The 16037-nt window shown below is 27.3% G+C and carries 20 protein-coding genes, 1 rRNA gene and 1 pseudogene; 6 read left to right on the top strand and 16 right to left on the bottom strand.

Annotation, left to right across the window (positions count from 1 at the left end):
* Positions 1-158: 158 nt before the first annotated feature.
* The 10 genes from NPA07_RS01840 to NPA07_RS01795 all read right to left on the bottom strand — a co-directional run bounded on the left by NPA07_RS01840 (position 159) and on the right by NPA07_RS01795 (position 6985).
* Positions 159-1676 (bottom strand): 16S ribosomal RNA (locus NPA07_RS01840).
* Positions 1677-1863: 187 nt separating this feature from the next.
* The gene (gene thiI, locus NPA07_RS01835) at positions 1864-3000 is read right to left on the bottom strand and encodes a tRNA uracil 4-sulfurtransferase ThiI (protein ID WP_126117928.1); all 1137 of its coding nucleotides are present in this window, start codon (positions 2998-3000) and stop codon (positions 1864-1866) included.
* Entirely contained in the window at positions 2990-4609 is a 1620-nt protein-coding gene (locus tag NPA07_RS01830; RefSeq protein ID WP_235659524.1) for a hypothetical protein, read from the bottom strand. The genes thiI and NPA07_RS01830 overlap by 11 nt, the downstream gene beginning before the upstream one ends.
* Before the next feature lie 81 nt (positions 4610-4690).
* Positions 4691-4897 carry a 50S ribosomal protein L32 gene (gene rpmF / locus NPA07_RS01825; protein WP_126117929.1) on the bottom strand — a complete coding sequence of 69 codons (207 nt, stop codon included), beginning with the start codon at positions 4895-4897 and terminating at the stop codon, positions 4691-4693.
* A 618-nt stretch (positions 4898-5515) separates the two neighbouring features.
* Positions 5516-5785 (bottom strand): hypothetical protein, encoded by a 270-nt coding sequence (locus tag NPA07_RS01820; RefSeq protein WP_256553166.1) that lies wholly within the window; start codon positions 5783-5785, stop codon positions 5516-5518.
* Positions 5725-5862, bottom strand: coding sequence for a hypothetical protein (locus NPA07_RS01815; protein ID WP_256553071.1), 138 nt, complete (start codon positions 5860-5862; stop codon positions 5725-5727). The genes NPA07_RS01820 and NPA07_RS01815 overlap by 61 nt, the downstream gene beginning before the upstream one ends.
* Positions 5843-5983, bottom strand: a complete 141-nt coding sequence (locus tag NPA07_RS01810; protein ID WP_256553272.1) for a hypothetical protein — start codon at positions 5981-5983, stop codon at positions 5843-5845. Before NPA07_RS01810 ends, NPA07_RS01815 begins: the two co-directional genes overlap by 20 nt.
* A 69-nt stretch (positions 5984-6052) precedes the next feature.
* Positions 6053-6397: a hypothetical protein gene (locus tag NPA07_RS01805; RefSeq protein WP_256553271.1), complete on the bottom strand. Its 345-nt coding sequence runs from the start codon at positions 6395-6397 to the stop codon at positions 6053-6055.
* On the bottom strand, positions 6391-6690 hold the full coding sequence (locus NPA07_RS01800) for a hypothetical protein (RefSeq protein ID WP_256553270.1): 300 nt from the start codon (positions 6688-6690) through the stop codon (positions 6391-6393). Before NPA07_RS01800 ends, NPA07_RS01805 begins: the two co-directional genes overlap by 7 nt.
* A 4-nt stretch (positions 6691-6694) precedes the next feature.
* On the bottom strand, positions 6695-6985 hold the full coding sequence (locus NPA07_RS01795; RefSeq protein ID WP_256553269.1) for a hypothetical protein: 291 nt from the start codon (positions 6983-6985) through the stop codon (positions 6695-6697).
* Positions 6986-7350: 365 nt separating this feature from the next.
* Here NPA07_RS01795 and NPA07_RS01790 point away from each other — a divergent pair, with 365 nt between their 5' ends.
* Together NPA07_RS01790 and NPA07_RS01785 are read left to right on the top strand one after the other, a co-directional pair.
* Positions 7351-8703: an MAG4530 family protein gene (locus NPA07_RS01790; protein WP_126117930.1), complete on the top strand. Its 1353-nt coding sequence runs from the start codon at positions 7351-7353 to the stop codon at positions 8701-8703.
* Positions 8693-9163 (top strand): hypothetical protein, encoded by a 471-nt coding sequence (locus NPA07_RS01785; protein ID WP_126117931.1) that lies wholly within the window; start codon positions 8693-8695, stop codon positions 9161-9163. Before NPA07_RS01790 ends, NPA07_RS01785 begins: the two co-directional genes overlap by 11 nt.
* A 79-nt stretch (positions 9164-9242) precedes the next feature.
* Here the strand turns inward: NPA07_RS01785 and NPA07_RS01780 are convergent, their stop codons facing one another.
* Positions 9243-9503, bottom strand: coding sequence for a hypothetical protein (locus NPA07_RS01780; protein WP_256553264.1), 261 nt, complete (start codon positions 9501-9503; stop codon positions 9243-9245).
* 317 nt (positions 9504-9820) lie between these two features.
* Between NPA07_RS01780 and NPA07_RS01775 the strand changes: the two genes are divergently transcribed.
* The 4 genes from NPA07_RS01775 to NPA07_RS01760 are packed head-to-tail and all read left to right on the top strand — an operon-like array spanning position 9821 to position 11501.
* Entirely contained in the window at positions 9821-10102 is a 282-nt protein-coding gene (locus tag NPA07_RS01775; protein ID WP_256553268.1) for a hypothetical protein, read from the top strand.
* Positions 10081-10827, top strand: a complete 747-nt coding sequence (locus tag NPA07_RS01770) for an IS1634 family transposase (protein ID WP_318032795.1) — start codon at positions 10081-10083, stop codon at positions 10825-10827. The genes NPA07_RS01775 and NPA07_RS01770 overlap by 22 nt, the downstream gene beginning before the upstream one ends.
* A 9-nt stretch (positions 10828-10836) precedes the next feature.
* Positions 10837-11121, top strand: coding sequence for a hypothetical protein (locus NPA07_RS01765; protein ID WP_256553267.1), 285 nt, complete (start codon positions 10837-10839; stop codon positions 11119-11121).
* A complete protein-coding gene (locus tag NPA07_RS01760) occupies positions 11073-11501 on the top strand; it encodes an IS1634 family transposase (RefSeq protein WP_256553266.1) in 429 nt (142 codons plus the stop codon). Before NPA07_RS01765 ends, NPA07_RS01760 begins: the two co-directional genes overlap by 49 nt.
* Before the next feature lie 137 nt (positions 11502-11638).
* On the opposite strand, the pseudogene NPA07_RS01755 reads toward NPA07_RS01760, so the two are convergent.
* From NPA07_RS01755 to NPA07_RS01735, 5 genes and pseudogenes are all read right to left on the bottom strand, one after another.
* Positions 11639-12247, bottom strand: a pseudogene (locus NPA07_RS01755) (IS1634 family transposase); the annotation flags it as partial.
* Positions 12248-12341: 94 nt separating this feature from the next.
* Positions 12342-13163 carry an IS1634 family transposase gene (locus NPA07_RS01750; RefSeq protein ID WP_256553265.1) on the bottom strand — a complete coding sequence of 274 codons (822 nt, stop codon included), beginning with the start codon at positions 13161-13163 and terminating at the stop codon, positions 12342-12344.
* A gap of 5 nt (positions 13164-13168) precedes the next feature.
* Positions 13169-13381, bottom strand: a complete 213-nt coding sequence (locus tag NPA07_RS01745) for a hypothetical protein (protein ID WP_256553208.1) — start codon at positions 13379-13381, stop codon at positions 13169-13171.
* Between the two features lie 312 nt (positions 13382-13693).
* Entirely contained in the window at positions 13694-13954 is a 261-nt protein-coding gene (locus NPA07_RS01740) for a hypothetical protein (protein ID WP_256553264.1), read from the bottom strand.
* A gap of 65 nt (positions 13955-14019) precedes the next feature.
* Positions 14020-16032 (bottom strand): OppA family ABC transporter substrate-binding lipoprotein, encoded by a 2013-nt coding sequence (locus tag NPA07_RS01735; RefSeq protein ID WP_256553263.1) that lies wholly within the window; start codon positions 16030-16032, stop codon positions 14020-14022.
* Between the last annotated feature and the right edge of the window lie 5 nt (positions 16033-16037).

Here is a 16037-nt window from a genome sequence, read left to right as displayed (position 1 = left end):
ACTATTCAGTTTTCAAAGAACATTAGAGAGAAAAATATTATTCTCTCAAAACTAGATATAAAGTCTTTAGACCCAAAAAAGCCACATAACAAAAATATATAAAAAGGTCTAGTGAAATAAGGTTAATAATACTATAAAAGTATTTTTGTACTCCGTAGAAAGGAGGTGATCCATCCCCACGTTCTCGTAGGGATACCTTGTTACGACTTAACCCCAGTCACCAGTCCTGCCTTAGGCAGTTTGTTTATAAACCGACTTCGGGCATTACCAGGCTCCCATGGTTTGACGGGCGGTGTGTACAAGACCCGAGAACGTATTCACCGTAGCGTAGCCTGATCTACGATTACTAGCGATTCCGACTTCATGTAGTCGAGTTGCAGACTACAATCCGAACTGAGACCGGTTTTTGAGGTTTGCTCCATGTCACCACTTCGCTTCTCTTTGTACCGGCCATTGTAGCACGTGTGTTGCCCCACTCGTAAGAGGCATGATGATTTGACGTCATCCCCACCTTCCTCCCGATTACTCGGGCAGTCTCCTTAGAGTCCTCAACTAAATGGTAGTAACTAAGGATAAGGGTTGCGCTCGTTGCAGGACTTAACCGAACATCTCACGACACGAGTCGACGACAACCATGCACCATCTGTCATTCTGTTAACCTCCACTATGTCTCCATAGCTTTGCAGAAGATGTCAAGAGTGGGTAAGGTTCTACGCGTATCTTCAAATTAAACCACATGCTCCACCGCTTGTGCGGATCCCCGTCAATTCCTTTAAGTTTTATTCTTGCGAACGTACTACTCAGGCGGATCATTTAATGCGTTAGCTGCGCCGATGAGTTCCCCATCGACTAATGATCATCGTTTAGGGCGTGGACTACCAGGGTATCTAATCCTGTTTGCTCCCACGCTTTCGTCTCTCAGTGTCAGTATATGTCCAGTTACCGCCTTCGCCATATTGGTGTTCTTCCTTATATCTACGCATTTCACCGCTTCACAAGGAATTCCGCTAACCTCTACACAACTCTAGTCTGCCAGTATCCAACGCGTTTTGGGGTTGAGCCCCAAAATTTAACGCCAGACTTAACAAACAACCTATAGACGCTTTACGCCCAATAATTCCGGATAACGCTTGCAACCTATGTATTACCGCGTACTGCTGGCACATAGTTAGCCGTTGCTTTCTAATACAGTACCGTCAAAACAAAATCATTTCCTATTCTGTCTTTTCTTCCCTCACCACAGAAGTTTACAATCCATAGGACCTTCATCCTTCACGCTGTGTCGCTCCATCAGGCTTTCGCCCATTGTGGAATATTCCCTACTGTCGCCTCCCGTAGGAGTCTGGGCCGTATCTCAGTCCCAGTGTGGCGGTTCAGTCTCTCAACCCCGCTAAACATCATCGCCTTGGTGGGCCGTTACCTCACCAACTAGCCTAATGTTACGCACCCCGATCCTTCCAGCGAAGCAAACGCTTCTTTTACGTAATCTTCATGCGAAAATTACGAGTATTTGGAATTATCGACTGTTTCCAGTCGCTATGCCAAACTGAAGCGGTACGTTGAGCACGTGTTACTCACCCATTCGCCGCTAAGGTATTGCTACGCTTCAGCTCGACATGCATGTATTAGGCACACAGCCAGCGTTCATCCTGAGCCGGGATCAAACTCTCGAAAAAATTGACTGTCATGTTTATATATCTAGTTTTCAAAGAACAATTTTAGTGCATTAATTTACAAATGCTTTAATATGATAACACATAAGCAATTAATTTCAAAATATTTTTTTATTTTTTTGCTAAATTGAAAAAACATTCTCATTATTCTAAAAACATTAATTAAAAAAATATGTGCCGTGCACACATATTATTTAATTTTAATTATTTCTATTTCTTTATCTATACACTCAGCTTCTAAATCCTTAAGCATGCTTAATTCTTCTTCTAATTTATTTACTTCATTAATTGTTGGTTTTGTTACAGGTTCTTTTGGTGCAAAAAGTTCACAGGTTTCACTTGCTTTAATAATAGAAAGTTCATATGTTTTAATTACTTTAGCTATATTGATAGTTTCAATTTTATCATTACTCAATAATGGGCGAAAAATTGGGATATTAACACCATCTGTTATTGTGCTTATTGATTCTAGTGTTTGAGAAGCAACCTGACCCAGGTTTTCACCATTTGAGAGAGCAAGAATTTTTTTGCTTTTAGCAATTATGCGAGCAATTCGATAGAAACTTCTTCTCATTAGTGTGATTTTATAAGCTTGATTTGAAACTAAGGCTATATAATTCATCAATTTTGAATAGTTAGCCAAATAAATTGTACTTGTATTCTGATATTGATTAAGAACACTAACAAGAGCCTTTATTTTTTCAATTGTTTTTTCATCAGTTTGAGGAGGTGTAATAAATGAAAGAAAGTCGACTTTAAGACCTCTTTTCATAAGTTTAAAGGCAGCAACTGGACTATCAATTCCACCACTCATTAGGTGTAATACTCGACCACTAACTCCGACCGGAAGACCACCAAGTGCTTGAATGATATCCACAAAAATATAAGTATGTTTGCCCCTTACTTCTATATGAATTGTAGTTTGTGGATTATTCACATCAACTTTTAAATTTTTGTTCTTTTCCAATAAGTAAGCACCTACAATATTGTTAATTTGACCTGATTGATAAGCAAAACTTTTGTTATTTCGGCGAGCAGAAACCTTAAAACTACCACTTTTGCCTTCAATCAAACTTAGTGAAGCATTCTTGATTTCATCTATATCATTTGCACAAATAATTACAGGCGAATATGAAGTGATGCCAAAAATGTATTGCAAGAAGTTCATATTTTCATGACTATAAGGCAAGAACATACGGTCAAATTCAACCTCTAATTTATCCTTGGTTTTCTTACGAATATTTGACGCTAGTGTATCAACAAAATTAATTCTATTTTTACCTTTTAGTGTTAATTCGCCATATCTTATCAATATTTTACTTAACATATTTCTTTTCCTTTTTCATGCAGGTTGCTAAAAGTGAGAAAGCTTCATCGAACCTTTTGGCTCTCATATGCTTGTTAACAGAGATTAAGAGTTCGTTAAAATCAGAATTATTTATTCTAAAATGCATACTTTTTGACAATAGTTCCTCTGTCATTTTCTTGTATAAATAAGCCCTAAAAGTCATTTTAAGGAGTTTGTTGAAAATTTTATAAAAACTAAGTCAATTTTTAGATTCAAAATTCAATTTACCACTTTGACTAAAATCTCTTTTAACATTAGTTAAATTTGAAATTAAATGTTTAATATCACTTTCTAATTCTGAACTTTGTTCAAGAACGCTACTTTGAACAAATTGAATTTTAAGGCTTCATGTTTCAAGCATCTTCAAATAATATTCATTGTATTTTTTTTGATAAGAATCATAGTTAAAAAATTCAATTTTATTATTACAATTTTTAACAAGTTGCATAATGCCTTCAATTAAATTTTGCACTTCCATTAAACTTACTTCGCTACTTTTCTCTTTACTAGTTACAATTGAGTCATATTGATCTTTCAATTGCATTAATTCAGATGAAATTTTTGCTACAAAATTTTGGTCATAGTCATCAAGTTCGATTGAAACATAACTTAATTTTTGATCGAGTTTAGTAATCATATTACCGATTTTTGCTAACTCTTTGTTAATAAAGTCTTGAAATTCTTTGTTAATGGTTGATTTTTTATTAAGAATATAGTATTCTGTATAAATTTTCTTAATTCTTTCTTGTATATCTTGATAAGGTAACTCAAGCCACTCATTTGTTAAAACTTGATGCTCACTAATTAAATCATTAATTGCACTTTGCTCTCTTGTTTCAGATTTTAATTTGTTTAGAATTTTAGGTAAGTGGTCAAAAAGACTTCACTCTATATTGACAAAGTGATCAACTTTGCGAGCAAAAATGTTAATTCTTTTTTCGTGTTGATTAAGAGCATTTGAGATGCTATCAATTTTGTGAGTTAATTTATTATTTTCTCACTCAATAGTTGTTTCGCGAAGTTGAGTAAGTTCATTTTCAAGATTTTTATAACTTTTCTTTAGTCGAAATTTATTCTTATCTAAATAATCGCCGACTTTACGTAAAATACTAAATGACTCATTTGTTACTATTTCAATAACATTTCAGTGCTTATTTAAGTTTTTGGTCTTTTCTTCAAATTCTTTATTAAGCGAAATACATTCTTGATATTTGGGCAAAATTTGATGATAAATTTTATGAGCAACTTTTAACTTGTATGATTTAGCTGCCTTTCTTAGATTGTAAAATTTTTCGTTTAAATCTTTAATTATTGTATTTAAGCTTTTGTCAAGACTTTTTAGTTCACTTAAAGATGACTTATATCTTTCTTGAGATTGAGATAAAGTGGCAAAGCGAGAAATTGTCGCATTTCTTCCAGTTAAATCATTCTTAATATCTTTGGTTGCTTGATCAAGAAATGAAATATATTTATTTAATTTTTGTTTTCTTATATAAAGGAAAATAAAAATGCTTAAAAGACCTGTGCAGGCTAAGATTATTATTGGAGCAACAATTTGAATAATCAATGTTAACATCTTCTCTGGCATCCTTATCTCCTATTTATTAATAATATTTTATATTATTATTAAATTAGAACTTAATAATAAAAAAATGGGAAACCCATTTAATTATTGTTGAGCATTACGCATATCTAAACTTTTGTAGCCTTCAACTTTTTTACCTTTATAAAATCCACAAGAGTCACATACACGGTGTTGTTGAATTAATTGAGAACAGTTTTTGCATGCAATAAGATTTTGAATAGGTAAAGCATCATGGGTACGTCTTTTATGTTTACGTTGTTTAGATGTCTTACGTTTTGGAACAATAGCCACGATTCCTCCTTGTGATATAAAATTTCTATTAGCTAATAAATGTATTCTAATTATATGTTAAAAAATAAAATTACATAATGTTTAATTGCTTTTTTGTTAAAAAAGTTTTTTTGGTTATCTTTTATGACTAAATAAACCACATTTTAGAATGAAAATGATAATTTTCTTCTATTTTGTCCAATTTTTAAGGTTGTAAAAATTATAGCCAAAACACATAAAAGTTTGGCTATTTTTTTAACTAAAACAGCAAAAAATGTGTTATTTTTTTGTTTTTGTGTGTACAACATTAAGGTTTACCGCATTTTTTAAATGTTAAATTACATTTTTTAAAATTTTGCATATTAAAACATACAACATCATTAAGAAGTTGCTTTTAATTAATTCATTTTGTCTTCAATCCTAAAGTTTTTTCATAACTTTTGGGGATTGACATCATTTGTTAATTTCTTTTAAATATTCTTCAATCAACAAATAAATTGTTGATTGAAATAAAAATAACTTATTTAATAAGTATTGAGCCGTTGGTTCTTATTAAGACCTGTCGGTCTTAAGAAGCAAAACTTCTTTTATCTTGCTAGACAGGCTTTCTTCTTTTAAAAAAGAAGAAACAAGAAAAACTTACTTAAATGATTTGTAATTAGCGTCAATAAATTCCTTCATTTCTTTTGTAATATCATTTAACTTTTCAAGATTTTCACTTAATAGTTTTTTAATAAATTCAATGTCTTTATTGTTTGGGTTTGCAGAATTCTTAAATATATTTTCAAGTTTTTCAAATGTACTGGATGTTCATGTTCTATTATGAAGCATGGTTTTAATTGTAGCTCTTACACCTTGATGTTGTGGATCAAGATTTTTTGATATTGCATATACATCGATTGCACTCAATTCGTTTCCTTTCGGTACTCTGGCTTCATATTTTCTTTTCCCTCAACAAAGAATAATTTATTTTCAGGAGTTACCATGCTTTGCCTCTCCACTTTCAAACATAGAAACCCTAGCGCCATTATTATCAAATGGAGCAAGATATTTGTTGTCATATCTCACAGTATGATTAACTATTTTTCTTTTAATTACAAGATTCATCTCTTCTTCAAAAATTTCAGTATTTGGCTTTCTAAAAACATTTGATTTTTACTTACTGCTTCGGCCTTTTTAAATTGTTTGTTGTATTCATCAATTAAAAGTTCAATTTTTCCCAAAAAGTCTTCAAAACAGTTGATTCCGTTTGTATGAAAGAATGTTCCTATTCATCTTTGCAATGTTCAAAATGATCTTTCAACATTTGGTTTTGCCTTTGGATTGCTCGCTTGTTATAAGTTCAATTCCTCTTGCATTTAGTGCTTCTTCCATACTTGTTCTTGTACTATCTGAACCTCAAAAAGTTCTTCTTCTATCCGTTATTATTACTTGTGGAATGCCATACCTTTTAAATAATTGTGTTAGAAGATTTTGATATCCAATTGTTGTTTCCTCAATGTCAATTCAGATTGCTAACAAACTTTTTGTTGCCGCATCAACAAAGCATTATAAATATGGTACTTCTTACTTTCTCCAAAAAGATGAAGTGGTGTTGCATCAATTTCAATAATTTGCCCAAAATCATAGTCAGAACTTTTATTTTGGTAAACACCTTTTAATGGATTTTTATTTAGAATTTTTTCATAAATTTTAATAAACTGTGCCTCGATTTTAGAAATATCTTGACCGTTTTCTAAAAACATTCTTCTTCTCTTAACTCATTTTTTTACTTTTCTCGTTGCATATGAACTGCAATAACCAAGTCTAAGCATTCTTTTATAAAAGGTAGTGAAAGGCAACAATTTTTTTCATCATTAGTAAGTTCTCATTATTGTAAAAATGCAACAAGGCTACACTAAGATCACCTTTTGATATTTTCTCAATATGTTCCACTAATTCATAATATCTATTAGTTAAATCAATAATAACTGAATCACTTACTTTCACACCCCTAAGTTTATTTTTATTACCATGTGATATACTGATTGCATCTTGGTTATTTGTAGATGCAATCAATATTTGATTTCTATATCTTTTAATTGTTTTTGTTGATGTTCTACAACCCAATTTTCCTAATATTTTTGATATTTCGGCATTTGGTCTATTTCAATATTGTTGAATTTTTTAAATCTAAAATTTTTTTATCTTCATAATCAGTTGTTTTACCTGTATCAACTGCTTGAAATCTGGTTTTAATTACAAGATTTTCCATAATTTAAATTCTCCTTTTTAAAATAATAATTGAAACCTAAAAATGGACAAAATAAAAGATAAAAACAGGGTGGACAAAATAAAATAAAACCATTAAAATAAACCACATTTTAGAATGAAAAATTTAATTTTTTATAATTTATTTACAAGTATTAATTTTGTAAACAAAAACTATTAAATTGATTGTAAATAGTACTAATAAAATTCGGGGTTAATGCAATATGAAGAACAATAGCATATTAGAAAAAGTAAATAAAATAGTTAAAGAAAATAATTTTGATAGAAAAACCATAATTAAGCTCTCAATATTAATTTTGGTTAGCATATTAACATTTTTTGCGTTTTTATTTCTTCTTAATATTTTAGCTGAAGTAATATATATTGCTAATTACAGAGGTCTTAAATTAAGTAAAAAATGAATATTTTTTCTTATGCCTATAACTTGCTTAAAACTTCTAATTTATTATTTAATTTTTAGGCTTGTTGCAAAAGTTAAAATACATCAATATTCAAACAGTAATATTTTCAAAGCATTAAAGTGATACAAAATTTATTGTTTTATAACTTTTAAATTTAAAAAAATTAATGAACTTGATTCAAAGAATTCATTTGATGAAGATGAAGTTAATATTATTAAGGTTTTTTCAAACAAAGGTCTAATACCCCTTGGTAGTGCTTCATTTGTAATGAAATATAAAAATTTTTGAAGAAAAAATAATAACATCGATTTTGTGTCCACAGATTTTTCTAATATATCAAATGATTGAATTAAGGATCTTTCGGATATTGAGATACTTCATACAAACTCTGCAGCAGTAAGATTAATTTATAAGTCAAAATATAAAATTGAGATTATGAATTCAAAAGTAATCTTGCCACAATATTGAAAATATAAAAATGGTAAAAAGATAATTAATAAGTATTGACTTTTTGGCATAAAACTTCAACAATTATTTAGATTATTAACATCAGAAAATTTGACAAGTGGGATATCAAAAAAGATAAGTGATATTGAATATGACATTGCTTTCTTACTTGCAAATGAAAAGATTTCAATGAAGAAAGCAATTGATGTTTTCAAACATTCAATAATCTCAAATAGTTTCTTCTACAACTTTGTAGCATTGAGCAAATTCGACATAAGAGATGAAATACAATGCGAAAAGGTTAAAAAATATTTGGATAATTTTGAATATTTTAATGATAAAAGAATTCTACAAGTTTTATTTGTAGTTAGAGAGATGTTTAAAAAATTGAAAATTGATGAAGATGCTCAAAAATTATATAAAGCAATTGATACTATTATTTACAAAGAACAAGCAAACAAAAAGTACGTTCAGTATGCTAATTTAGATATCATAAAAGATGATGAACTAATTTTAATGTTTAAAAAATTTGGTACTAAACTAGAAACAAATTCATTCTCAAAAAACAATTTGATTACTGAAAGTAAACAGAAACAAATAAACAACTTTTTAAGATGATTATTAAAAACAAGCCCAAAAAGTGATAATGGTTTTGATATTAGATACTTAATACTTTCTGAAATGGATAGGATTTATTATGAAGGATAAAATTTTTCTTAAAGAAACATTAATTGTTCAAATTTGCCTTAATATAACAATAATGCTTATGTGTTTTTTAGGTCTTGTTCATTATGTTATCGACATATTAAATATTAGAGCTAATTTTTACATTGAAAATTTAGCATCTGATTGTGTGATGTTTGTCTTTATTTTGTTATTTTTTATCTTGTACTTATTTATTAAAACATGAAGTCAAAATTTATATGTAATTAAAAAAATTCTTAGACTTAATAGTCTCTTAAATTTAGTAAATTCATTAATACTTTTGATATTTAACGAGTTAATATTAATAATGTTAAGGTCAGGTTATATTGAATATATAATAGTCGCTAGGACAACAATAAATATTATTGTTTTATTTTTTAGTGTTTTTGTTTCTCTAATTATTATTAAAAGAATATCAAAAATTACTAAATTAAGTGATTGCTTTGCATCACTAAAAGTCTAAAAAAATCATATCAAATTAAAACGAAGTGTCTTTTAAGTAACACTTCGTTTTTAACTAAAAAGGCTGTTTTATAGTTCTATTAGTTAAAACTTATATCTTGAAAATATGTAATACCATCTAAATTTAGTGGTTTAGAATAAAAGTATTGAACAATTGATTTTTTGTATTCATTTGTAAATAAAAAGTTGTTTTCACTAACACGAATACCTAAAAATGCATCTAATGATTTTAGTAGTTTAAATTGCATATCAAAATTTAATTTTTGAATTTTTGCTTTTAATTCTGCTTTAAACTCATTTGGTTTCAAATTTGTTTGCTTCAATAATGTATCAAGATCCAAATAACTTGATGTTTGATAATTTTTAAAATAATCAGTTTTATTTATAATATCTTCAATGTATGAAATTATTTTTTAATATATGTTGAATAATTAATTGAGTCTATTTTTTCATTTGAAAACATTGCAAAATTTGTTAAAAGTGAATTATTTTTTAAACTAATTACCTGAGTTCCGGAGTTGGACCATTAAAAAGTACTATTTTTACTAAAAAGTGTGAAAAATACAAATTTTTAAGTGTTTTTGCACTTTTTTAAAAATTTTTTATTTTTTAATATCATTTAATAGCATTTATGATATAATATTATTATGAAAAAGATTTGGTTATAACTGATTGTTCTAATGGAAAACAAAAATATTGCTATGTTATAAGACCTAAAGGATATAACAAAGGTGCTGATAGGATAGTAAGCCTTGGCAATGTAAATGAACTCTCAAAAATTAGAAAAGACTACAAAGAAATATTTAAAAGAGCACTTTTAGAGAATACATTCAAAGATAAAAATGACATTAAAACCTTTCTCCTAAATAAGTTAAAAAATATTAAAAATACTGAGCAAAACACAGGCTCAGAAGTTATTTACACATTGCTAAAAAGTTAGAAGTTTTTGATGCTATTTCAGGTTCTAAACACAAAAATTTAGAGGCTGTTTTTAACTATCAAGTTGCCTCAAAAATGTTAAGAGATAATTATAGTATAAAGCACTCATTTGAAAACAAGGATGAATATACAAATGATGTAACCACTAAAATTGATACCTTTTATAGTCTATTAGATGTACTTTGTACTAATAAAGATTCAATCATTAAAACACTAAATAAAAATTGTCGTAAATTCATTACAAGAAATGAAAAACTAATGTTCTACGATTCAACAACAGTATACTTTGAAACTTTCGAAAAAGATGGATTAAGAATGAATGGATATTCAAAAGAAAACAAGGTAAATGAAGATCAAGTGGTGTTTTCGATGGCAACAGATAGTTATGGTGTACCTTTTAGTTATAACCTTTTTCCAGGCAATACTATTAATTCAAAAACACTTAAACCATATATAAATGACCTGTCTAGAGTTAAAGATTTATCTAATGTAACAATAGTTGCAGACAGGGGTATGTCAACAAAAGAAAATTTGTCTTTTCTTGAAAGCCATAACATCAATTTTATTATGTCATATAGACTAAAATCATCAACAAATGAATTTAAGGATTTTGCTATAAATAAGGAAGATATGACAAAAACTTATGACGGGATTTGATATAAGGAATACAAATTTCAATCTGATAATTTAGACAAAAACGGAAATAAAAATGAAGAAAAAGAGTAATTACTTATAGTGAAAAAGAGCAAAAAAGATAGAAAAGATAGAGAAAAATTAATTGACAATTTCAAGAAACAAGCAAAGGGTCGAGACTTTGTAACAGAAGATGAATTAAATAACAAATATAAAAAATACAGATATTTCGAAAAGGTCGCTATTGAAGATAATGCAAATAATGAACAAAAATTATTGCAGATAAAATTAGAGATAATAAAGTTGAACACATTTACAAACTTGATTATGAAAAAATTTTGGAAGATGAGAAATATGATGGTTTGTATGTTTATGAAACAACATTAATTGATATGCCAATAGACAATATTGTGGAAACATACAGACAACAATATTTAATTGAAGATAATTTTAGAATTCTAAAAAGTACTCTAAAAGTAAGACCTATTTATGTTTACACTGATAATCACATTAGAGGACACTTTGTGTTGTCTTATATAGCACTATTTATTGCTACATTTATTAAGAAACTTCTTTACCAAGAAAACATTAATCAGTATGGACTAATTGAGACTGCGTCATGTCAAAAAATCATCGAATGTTTAAATAACGCAAAAGAATGTATTAAGTATGCAAATGAAACAATCTTATGTAGGGAGAAAATAGAGGCATCAACAGATGAACTATATACAAGAATATTAAACATAATTAATAATTTAAAAGTCTAAAAAGTGTTATTAAAATTTATTGCAAAATTTTACCGATATGTCTATTTTATAGGCATATTGGTAATTTTTTCTGACTTTGACACTTTAGAAATTAATTTTTTAAAAAGCCTATAAAATAGGCTTTTATGGAAAGTCTATTATTTAGATTCTAGTAAAACAGGGCCTAATTCATCGACTTTTCCCCATTTAGGAATTATTTGATAACCTAATGATTCTCTTAAATTTGTGTAATCTTCTGGTTCTCTAACTCTTAAAAAGTATTTTTCTTTCTTGTCTAAACTCTCAATAAGTACTATTTTTACCTTTCTCAATGCATCAACAATTCTGTCGGTTGTTAAACTGTTATTAGCCAATGAACTTAATGAAAATTCTATGAATCTTTCAATAACTAATGCTAAATAACAAATCATAAAATGTCCTTCAATTGTTTTTTCTTTTGACAAATAAACTGGTCTAGTTTCAAAAGTTGTTTTTAAAATCCTAAATGATTCTTCAATTTTTCATAAATTTGAATATGTTCTTATTACTGTTTCAATGCTTAAATTTTTGTTGCTTGTATATATTCCGTAAAATCCATCTCATCTTGCATCATCTATAATTTTTTCTTCATTTAATGAAATTTCTCCAACAGAATAGTTGACATATTTTTTGCCGCCTTTTTTTAATTCACTCATGGCTTTTGAGCCATTTTTTTCAACACAACTTTTGGCTTTTTTAATCAGTCTTTCTCTATCACTTTGATCTTTTTTCTTCTTTTTCTGAAAAACTTAAAATTAAATTTCCATCTAATGAATTATCAAGTCCTAATTCATCCTTAATTTTTTAGTTAATGGTGCTTTTTTACATAAAAACCATCACCGCTTGCTCATATGTAGCAAGGTCTATAATGCCAGGAACAAGGTTCTTATTTCCTTTAATTTTGTGAGACATTATGAACTCAAAACCATCTTTTTTAAGTTCTAAAAGATTAGGACCAGAGTTTAATCCTCTGTCTGCAATAACAGTAATATTTTCAATACCTAATTTTTCCTTAACTTCCTTTATAAAAGGGACAAAAGTTTTAAAATCACTTGTATTTCCGGCAAACAATTTGTAGGCAATTGGAATTCCATAAGCATCAATCATCATCCCAAGAACAACCTGTACATTATTAATTTTTGCATCCTTAGAAAACCCGTAATCTAACAAATCGTTTTTTTCTATACTTTCAAAGTAAACAGTTGTAACATCGTAAAATGTTTCTTTTAGGTTTCTATCAAATAGTTTGGCTAATTTTTTGTTGATATGTTCAATGATATCTAGCCTTTCATCACACAAAATTTCAAGGCTTCTGTAGATTGATTTAAGGGTGTCATCATTCTTTATTGTATACTCATCAAAAATATTAAATGTTTTACTTTTTGAACAAGGTTTTAAAAATCTCATTGCGACTAAATTTTGGACAATATTGTTCAAATCGTATTTGATTCTCTTCATATTCTTTGATTTCTCAAAATATTTATCTAGGTCTAACTTTCGGTAAACATTGTTTAGTATTAAATTGCCATAATTTAAAACTTCTAATTCATTCTGATATTTATTGTGTATCTTGTTTTCATCTCTAATATCATATTCACCGTCAATGCTATCGTCAGATAAAACATCTTTAAATGTCCCAAGCATTCTGCCTAAAAGTACTTCTTTTCTTCCTTATCTTTTGAATACTTTTTAAATTCATTTCTCAGGTTTTCTAAAAAATTAGGATCGTTTTCTTCTAATTTGGATAATAATCCCAAATTTTGGACAACCTTATGTTTACAAGATTTGCTTTCTTTATCTCAATAACTTTTCACAATATTAACATATTCTTTATTTCTAACTCTAATAACTTTAACAAACATAATTATATTATACTATGTTTTACTAGAATTACAAGAAAAAATAAAAAATTCATATACTATGTATATGAGCCTTATTTTCAATGTGTTTTAATGGCCAAAGTGTCAAAGTCAAGATGAACTATATACAAGAATATTAAACATAATTAATAATTTAAAAGTCTAAAAAGTGTTATTAAAATTTATTGCAAAATTTTACCGATATGTCTATTTTATAGGCATATTGGTAATTTTTTTAATTTATAACTCCGAAAGTCGGAAGTGTCTTTTAAGTAACACTTCGTTTTTAACTAAAAAGGCTGTTTTATAGTTCTATTAGTTAAAACTTATATCTTGAAAATATGTAATACCATCTAAATTTAGTGGTTTAGAATAAAAGTATTGAACAATTGATTTTTTGTATTCATTTGTAAATAAAAAGTTGTTTTCACTAACACGAATACCTAAAAATGCATCTAATGATTTTAGTAGTTTAAATTGCATATCAAAATTTAATTTTTGAATTTTTGCTTTTAATTCTGCTTTAAACTCATTTGGTTTCAAATTTGTTTGCTTCAATAATGTATCAAGATCCAAATAACTTGATGTTTGATAATTTTTAAAATAATCAGTTTTATTTATAATATCTTCAATGTATGAAATTATTTTTTAATATATGTTGAATAATTAATTGAGTCTATTTTTTCATTTGAAAACATTGCAAAATTTGTTAAAAGTGAATTATTTTTTAAACTAATTAAGTTAAATAAATAATTACTAAAAGAATTATCTATTGAAAAAAAGTCTTGAAATGATGAAAAATAAGCATAACTATCTCTTGAAGCATATTCATAATCAATTTGTAACCTGCTGTCTAGTCCATTGTATAACTTAACAATTCTTTCATAAATTGATTCAATTTTTGTACTTTTATCGCTAAAAATTGGTAGAGTAAATTTAATATTTTGATTTTTATATTCTGGATTTTTATTATAAAATTCATCTAATATTTGGCTCATTTTTTCTTTGTATTTATCATAATTTGAACTCTTAAGTTGTTCATTAATATTTAAAATTTTATTTTTGCTTATTGATTTATTTATTAAACCATTTTTGCCTTTAAAATCTATAATTCCATTTCTAAATTCTTTATTACTTTCATCATAATCATAGTCATAAATTCGATTTATATCATCTAAATAGTTTACATTTTGATCTCCGGATAATGAATTTTTATCTTTGCTATCATATATCATACTTTGAGATGAAAATGAATTCCAATATGTATTATGACTAAAATTTAAAATAAATGAATGTTGATTAATTGAATTATTCAATATATTTCTAAAAACAATTTGATGTGGTGCATAAAATGTTCTATTTGCATTGTTTTTGTCCAATAATTCACCTAACTTCTGGTTGTAAAATAGTTTACTAAATGCTTCATTGAATTTAAGTTCTTTGATATTTGAAGCATTTGGATTTAAATTATAAAAATATTTTATTGTATTGTCACTGCTTGGTTTAAATAATGTAAAAGTTATACCAAAGAGATTAGAATAATTGTCAATTTCATCTTTTTGAACTTTGTTAAATAAATCGTAATTAGATTCAGAAAGAAGATTCTGTTTAAATGCATTATAACTTTGTAATCTAAAAGTTGCTTCATCACTTGGAATTGGATTGTATTTTAGTGTTATTTTGTTAAGAATATTCTTCTTTGTGTTTTCATTAAAAACATCAAGTGCAGAATTGTTATTTTTAATAAAAATTTGCTCATCAACACTGTTTTTATTTAAGATGTAATAACCTATAAAACAGATGTTTTGGTAATTTTTGCCATAATTATTTTTATTTAAATTATAGTGTTCTGTTGGTGTGGGATTAAAGATTAAATTATTAGTTATTTCTTGTGTTAAGAACAACTCAATATTTTTAGTCTTATCTTTTAATTTGGTTTCATCATTTAATTCAAAAGTTAATTTATTATCAGAAAAACTAAAATCTTTGAGTGAATAATTATCTAAAAGATCTTTGAAATGAGCATTGTTTTGTTCTAAATTAAAACTTGTTTCAAAATCCTGAGCTTCTAATTTATATTTTGTTTTTTTGCCTTGATAGTCTGAATAATAAATATTATCTTTGAGTTCAAATTCAACTTTTGTTGCTTTTTTTAGTGCTTCAAAGAATACAGTTGAATTTATATTGTTATTCTCTTGTGAATAAATTTGTACTACACCATTTTGTGCACCTAGTTGATCATTTTTTGTAGTTGAAGAAAGATTACTATTAACCTTATCACTAACATTATCATCATCAAAAGTTTTTTTGCTCTCATCATTTAAAGTTAGCGTGATTGATTTGGCTAAATAAAATTCTAAAAATCTTGCACTTGTTTTATAAAAATGCTTGTTTAAATAATCATACTTGCTCTTACCAACATTTTTTCAACGTATAAGCGGTGCTGTGAGCAAACTTTCATAATCGTTATCAATTCTTTTAACTTTACTAAGTATAAAATTATCTTTATAAGTGTTAGGTTTGTTGAATTTTTTAATGTAATTGTCTTTTGAATTAACCTGACGAATATTATTGCATGAAATAGATACAACACTACTAAATAGTGTTGTAGAAATTAAAAATGCACTTGCTATATTTTTAATTTTTTTTCTCATAATAT

Origin of the sequence: Mycoplasmopsis caviae (assembly GCF_024498215.1) — a bacterium.
GTDB lineage: Bacteria > Bacillota_I > Bacilli_A > Mycoplasmatales > Metamycoplasmataceae > Mycoplasmopsis > Mycoplasmopsis caviae.
This window is presented reverse-complemented; position numbering and strand designations above follow the sequence as displayed.